Source organism: Aestuariivirga sp., assembly GCF_037139295.1.
Lineage (GTDB): Bacteria > Pseudomonadota > Alphaproteobacteria > Rhizobiales > Aestuariivirgaceae > Aestuariivirga.
In genome coordinates, this window is sequence record NZ_JBAXGR010000145.1 from 1 (window position 1) to 6,500 (window position 6,500).

4 protein-coding genes are annotated in these 6,500 nt (G+C 59.4%); 2 read left to right on the plus strand and 2 right to left on the minus strand.

Going from position 1 to position 6,500, the window contains the following annotated elements; translation table 11 throughout:
- The first annotated feature begins 284 nt into the window (after positions 1-284).
- Both WCJ41_RS19550 and WCJ41_RS19555 read left to right on the plus strand, forming a co-directional pair.
- A complete protein-coding gene (locus tag WCJ41_RS19550) occupies positions 285-740 on the plus strand; it encodes a sugar dehydrogenase complex small subunit (protein ID WP_336907515.1) in 456 nt (151 codons plus the stop codon).
- A gap of 5 nt (positions 741-745) precedes the next feature.
- A complete protein-coding gene (locus WCJ41_RS19555) occupies positions 746-2,365 on the plus strand; it encodes a GMC family oxidoreductase (protein WP_336907516.1) in 1,620 nt (539 codons plus the stop codon).
- A gap of 168 nt (positions 2,366-2,533) precedes the next feature.
- Here WCJ41_RS19555 and WCJ41_RS19560 read toward each other — a convergent pair whose 3' ends face one another.
- Both WCJ41_RS19560 and WCJ41_RS19565 read right to left on the minus strand, forming a co-directional pair.
- A complete protein-coding gene (locus WCJ41_RS19560; RefSeq protein WP_336907517.1) occupies positions 2,534-3,487 on the minus strand; it encodes an SWIM zinc finger family protein in 954 nt (317 codons plus the stop codon).
- Position 3,488: 1 nt separating this feature from the next.
- The gene (locus tag WCJ41_RS19565) at positions 3,489-6,194 is read right to left on the minus strand and encodes a DEAD/DEAH box helicase (protein WP_336907518.1); all 2,706 of its coding nucleotides are present in this window, start codon (positions 6,192-6,194) and stop codon (positions 3,489-3,491) included.
- Positions 6,195-6,500 lie beyond the last annotated feature (306 nt).

Consider the following 6,500-nt stretch of genomic DNA (forward strand, 5'->3'; position numbering starts at 1 on the left):
TCGAACATCTTCATCAGGCTGTCGACGCCCGCCATCAGGCAGAAGCTCTCGAAGTTCTTCTTCACTTCATCCCAAGCCCCTTCCTTCATCTCGGAGATGCTGGAAACGCCGGCAAGGGCATCGATGGATTCGGTAGCTTTCTTTATTGTGGATCGATTGTGTGATTGTTAGCATCACGGGGGATAGCTATGGGGTCTGGAAAGTGCGCCGGCACAGCCGGACGTTATTCGCTTCAACGGCTCACCGTGATACTCTCATCTCTGGGATCAGATTGCAGGACCGTCATGATCAGAAACTTTTCCCGTCGCGATTTGCTGAGAAGCGGCACATCTGCAGCTTCAATACTGATCCTCGGTGCGCGGTCTATCACACCCGTATTTGCAGCAGCAGCACCACCATCACTTGAGCAATTTATTGCAGTATCGAGAAAGTTAACCGGCCATCAGTCGCTTGATAGCGACATGGGCAAGAACATTCTGGATGCGTTTGTGGCAGCTGGACAGGTCGGAGACATTGTCACGCTGGTAAGAGACCCGGCTCCCGAGCAAAGCCAATTGAAGATTGCGAGCGCCATCGTCGCCGCCTTGTACAGCGGCATATCTCCACGACCCGGCGCCAGTCAGGTCACCGGGTTCAACGAGGCTCTGGTCTGGGATTCACTGACCTACACCAAGCCGTGGGGATCCTGCGGTGGAGAGACCGGATACTGGGGCGAACCGCCCTCCAAGCAGGAGCCTTGAGTATCATGAGCGATGCTTTGATGACTGACATCGCCATCATTGGCTCAGGTGTTGCCGGCGCATTGATCGCGGCGCACCTCGCCGAACGGGGTTTCAAGGTGACCATCCTGGAGGCCGGAGAGGAAGTGGATCGATCTGCAGCAGTCGACCGCTATTGGGCGTCCGCAATCAAGGTACCGGAATGCCCCTATCCCCCGGTTCCACAGGCGATGCATCCAGTCTCGGATGATCTCAATTTCTGGTACCAGCAAGCGGGTCCCGACAAGTTTGCGAGCACCTATATCAAGACAGTCGGAGGGACAACCTGGCATTGGCTGGGAACAGCACTTCGGCTGGTGCCGGCCGATTTCGAGTTGCGCAAGCGCTTTGGCCAAGGTGAGGACTGGCCAATCAGCTACGCAACGCTTTCGACCTATTATGACAAGGCGGAAACGGAACTAGGTGTGTCTGGGAGCGCAAAGGACGATCTGGGTTCGCCTCGATCGACTGACTACCCGATGCCTGCCATTCCTCAGACCTACCTTGACAAAGCCTTTGCATCGGCACTTCAGGGCTCTGCCTACGACGTACGATCCACACCGCAGGCCCGTAACTCGACGGATCAGCCTGACCGTCCCGCCTGCTGCGGCAATGCGAGTTGCATTCCGGTGTGTCCGGTTCAGGCAAAGTACGACGCCACAGTTCATGTCGCTCGTGCGACGAAGGCTGGTGCCGTGCTGCTCAGCAAGACTACCGTGGTGGCGCTCGAAACGGGCGTCGACAACAGGATCAAGGCTGCCAAATTCGTCCGCTGGGATGGCAGCACAGGGTCGCTACAGGCCCGCCAGTTCGTGCTGGCGGCGCACGCAATCGAAAGCCCGAGACTCCTGCTGAACTCGGCAAACGAGCGTTTTCCAAAGGGGGTGGTAAACAGCTCGGATCAGGTCGGCCGAAATCTGATGGACCACCCGACGCAGCTCTCCTGGGCGCTTGCCAAGAACCCGGTGTATCCCTATCGCGGCCCACTCTCCACTTCCGGCATTGAGAACCTGCGAGATGGCGATTTCCGGCGCGCGCGTGGTGCCTTCCGGATCGAGATCGGCAATGACGGATGGTCCTGGCCAACAGGGGCGCCGATTTCGACGGCGGCTGAACTCGCCAACCAGGGTCTCCGGGGCAATGAGCTCGACCAGGCACTGAGGCAGCAGACCTCACGGCATGTCCGTCTTGCCTCACTGGTCGAACAGTTGCCTGATGCCAATAACCGGGTGACACTCGATTCCGACAAGCGGGATGTCTACGGCGTTCCGCTGCCTCGCCTCTCCTACCGGATAGACAGCTACGTTCAGGCCGGGCTTACGGCCGCGCGGACCGCGCATCAGGAGATTTTCGACCGGCTGGGTGTCAGCGAGATGCACCACAGCCCGGACGCGCAGGGTGCGGGTCACATCATCGGAACGCTCCGCATGGGCTCCGACGCAGGAAACTCCGTGGTCGATGGTGACTTACGCAGCCACGATCACCCCAACCTCTTTGTCTCGGGTTCCGCAGTATTCCCAACCTCAGCGACGGCCAATCCAACGCTGACGATAGCAGCGCTGGCGCTTCGGCTTGCTGATACGATCGCCACGCAAGCGCAACAGTAGCCACCCGGACGACTGATCTGACTATCATCTGTGTAAGCGCCGTCTACGCCCCATGGGATATCCTGCTTCCGCTGTGACTGCCGTGGAGAGAGGTGGTTCGGTTTGTTTGAACAGTCGCGTCCGTCCGGGCTCTGGTTCGTAGGTTCGCAGATCTGTCCTAGGGTTATTTCATTTGGGTGACGGGGACCTCGTCGTTGTCTTTCGGCTGAGTCTTTTGGTCGATAAGGCTGCCCGCCGGATGGTTTTCCTCGAGGCCGCCGGTTGGGTGGCCGCCGCTTTCTTCCCGGGCTTTGGAGGCGCACTGGGCTCGGAGGATTTCGTGGTTTTCCTCTGCCTTTGGCTCGAGATGGGCTTCTGTTGCTTCCTTGGGTCCGGCTCATTATTGTCCTTGGACAGCGTTTCCGGTTCTTCAAGGTCAAGGCCGAACAGCGCTGAAAGATCTGCGCCGCCGAGGACCTTATCGCTCTTAAAAGGCGTGCTGCTCGCAGGGGTGGCGGGTGCAGCGGTGACCTGTGCGATCAATTCCCGTTGGTCGACGCCCCGCAACAGAAACAGGAGCTCAGGTCTGCTATCGAGGCGGGCTCCCACTCCGTACAAGGCGGCGGCCACATGCTTGCACATGTAGGCGCCGTCCGGGCAACTGCACGACATCCTGATCGACTTAGGCGCCGGAAACAAACCGTCGGCCGGGCGGCACACACGGTCCATCACTGACTTAGACAACCGGCCCTGAAGGAGTTCCACCATGGAGTCGATGCTGGCCGAACAATCCCGGCAGATGTCGTTCCATGTCTTTGCATCAAGCGACGCGATGATGATTTTGATTCTGTAGAGCGACGAGCCGCTGACTTGCGCCGAGATCTCGCCCTTCCCGATCTCCAGGTCGATCACGCAACTGTGCCGCACATAGCTGCGGCCACGCGGCAGACGGTTGGCATAGTCGCTGTAGCGCTCAAGGTTTTCACACCAAGCCTTACCCCAGAAACTCGTGGCGATCTTGCGTCCTTCGAGCACGACGGGAGACAGACCACCTCCGGTCTTGCTCAGCTTTGCAAGTCGTTTCTCGGCTTGCCGCCGTTTCTCGGCCACGGTGGGTGTTGCTTTCCAGCGGAAGTAGCTCATCTCATTCGTCCTTCAAGGCAGATCCAAGGTCGAGGCTGACAAGGCGCAGCAATTCCGAGTCGGTCAGTTCGGTCAGCAGTACTTCGGCGCCGCCTTCCAAGACATCTCCAGCGAGTTTCGACTTCTCCTCAATCATGCGATCAATCCGGTCCTCCACCGTTCCCTGGCATACGAACTTGTGGACGAGGACATTGCGCTTCTGACCGATGCGAAAAGCCCGGTCGGTCGCCTGGTTTTCGACGGCTGGATTCCACCAGCGGTCAAAGTGAACGACATGAGAGGCTGCCGTGAGGTTCAGGCCAACGCCTCCGGCTTTCAGAGAGAGCACGAAGAAGGGTATCAACTCATCCTCCTGGAAGTGCTGCACCAGTTCCTTGCGTGTCGTCACCGCAGTCTCGCCGGTTAGAACGAGTCCCTCCCGTCCGAAAGCGCGTGCGAGACAAGACGCCAGTGGTGCGGTGATCTCCTTGAACTGGGTAAAGATAAGTACCTTCTCCTGACGCTCGGCGATCTGGGCGGCTATCTCCCTCAACCGCTGAAGTTTCCCGCTGTCGGCCTCGCGCCAAGCAGCATCGCCAAGCCACTGCGAAGGATGATTGCAGATTTGCTTGAGCCTCATCAAGGTTGCGAGGACGAGGCCCTTACGCTGAATGCCTCTCGCCTCCTGTAGGCGTTCGGCCAGTTCATCGACGGTCTGCTGATAGAGGGCCGCCTGGAGCTTGGAGAGGGCACAAAAAGTCTTCACCTCGGTCTTGTCCGGCAGGTCAGAAATGATGCTTTTGTCGGTCTTCATGCGCCGCAGGATGTAGGGCCGGACGAGGCTACGAAGCGGACCATAGTCAACCCGCCGCGGAGTGGAGGGGCCTGCCTCAGTGCGTTCCGCAAGGCGCTTGGTGAACGACGTGAATTCGCGTGCGGAACCAACAAGTCCCGGATTGATGAAGTCGAACAGCGACCACAGATCGCCAAGACGGTTCTCCACGGGTGTCCCGGTCATGGCGACGCGGGCATCGGCCCTGAGTTTCTTTACGGCTAAAGTCTGCTTCGCGCCGGCATTCTTGATGGCCTGCGCCTCGTCAAGAATGGCAAGACGCCATGGTATGGCCTGGAACTCATCCATTCGCATCAGCGTGCCGTAGGTGGTGATGACGAGGTCAATGTTCGCCAACGTCTCAATCGTGAGGCCCTGCAATTCCTCCCCGTTCATGACGGAGGAATGAGCTATAAAGTATCTGAGACTAGGAGCGAAGCGCGCGATCTCGGCCGACCAGTTACCGATCAGAGATGCCGGTACGACCAGGATGCTGGGTTTGGCGCGGTGTGCTTCACAGGCCTTGCCGTGACCGCGTGCCTTTCCTTCTGGAAGTTCTGCATCCCGTTTCAAGATGAGCAGAAGCGAGATGACCTGTATGGTCTTTCCGAGCCCCATGTCGTCCGCAAGGCAAGCGCCAAGGCCAAGTCTGGTCAGCAGTGCCAGCCATGCGACGCCTTCCTTCTGATAGGGGCGCAGCGTTGCTTTCAGAGCCGGTCCCGGATGACTGGCTCCGTCCATGGCAGGCTGCCGCAGCGCTGCCAAAGTCTCGGCGAGCCATGGGCCTGCGACCGTCGGGCTCCAGTCCGGTGAAAGTATCTCTAGCTTGTTCCCTGAGCCGAGGCTTGCCCCGGACACCAGACGCATCGCTTCTGTAAATGGTAGACCTCCCTCGTCAGCGCGCCGCTCGACAGCCTCGAACAGCTCAAGGGTCCGGGCCAGCCGGTCCCGATCGATTTCAACCCACTTGCCGCGCACCAGGGTGAGCCCGTCGGTCTGGGCCAACAGTTGCTTCACCTCGGTGGCGGACAGCGTCTCGCCGTCGAGTGACACCGCAAAATCGAAGTCCAGCATCGCATCGAGGCCCATGAGAGAGGGCGCCCGCGTTCCCACCGACGCCTGCACCTGAGGCCGGATGGGCCGTCCCATCTTCCAAGTTGCCGGCATACGCAAGACGATGCCGGCACGCTCGAGGGCCGGAGCGTCTCTCAGAAGCTGCTGTGCTTCTGTCGGTGTCCATCGCAGCGGATGATAGATTTCGCCGGAATCGACCATGGACTTCAGCCAGCCGCAGTCTCCGGCGGCTTTCTGAACAGGTAGCAAGAGGGACAGAAGTCTCTCCCTGTTGTCGGCGCCGGCATAATCCTGCAGCGCCCGGCCCAGGGGCACATGCTGCGCCTGCTTTCCATCAGACAGGCGGGATGTATAGGTGGCCAGGAAAGCGAATGGGGCCTCCTCATCCTTTCGGTTCTCGGCGAGGTTGAAGTGTACACGCCCGACTATGCTCCATGCCGGACTCCGTAGCCTCAGGAAATCAGCAAGCGTCTGACCGCTTTCGGTCAACTCCGCCGTGAGTGCTGCACCCATGCTCACCCAGATTTCAGCCAGAACGCCAGAAGTGAGGTATTCGCCACCGAACATCGGAGGTGCGCTGTCGGCTATTGCTTCGAGTTCCACCTTGCCGGGAACAGGCAGTTCGATGAGCACCGGGCCAGAAGTATCGCCGCGCTCGGGACGTGCGCAGAGCGCCGTCATGAACTGCGATCCGAAATCACGCCAGAATGCCAGGTCGAAGGGAAGAGCGGCAGCTGTCGCATCGAGGGCGAGAGCGAGGTGACCATGACCATGGCCGCGAATAAATGCGCGCTCGATTTTCCCGACAGTAGGCGAGGTCAATGCCAGCGTCTCTATGAGCCGCACTTGGCCGTGGGGTGTGAGCTGAACGGATCGACCATCCAAACGAATGGATGAAGCAGGACCGGTTGGGGTATCGGTAGTTGGCATTGCCAAAAGGTAGAATGCGTGTCGGTTTGTGTCTAGCGGCGCATGTTGACCGCGGTGCCAGTTGTAATCAGCCGCCGGCTGGGTGCTTAGGCCTGCGTCAGTTCAGCCAATGTTCGCTTTCTGTCGTTCCCATTCCATCTGAAACGGCTGCATCGCCCTCGCCATCGTTAACCCATCCGACTGTCGCCCGGCCAAGAT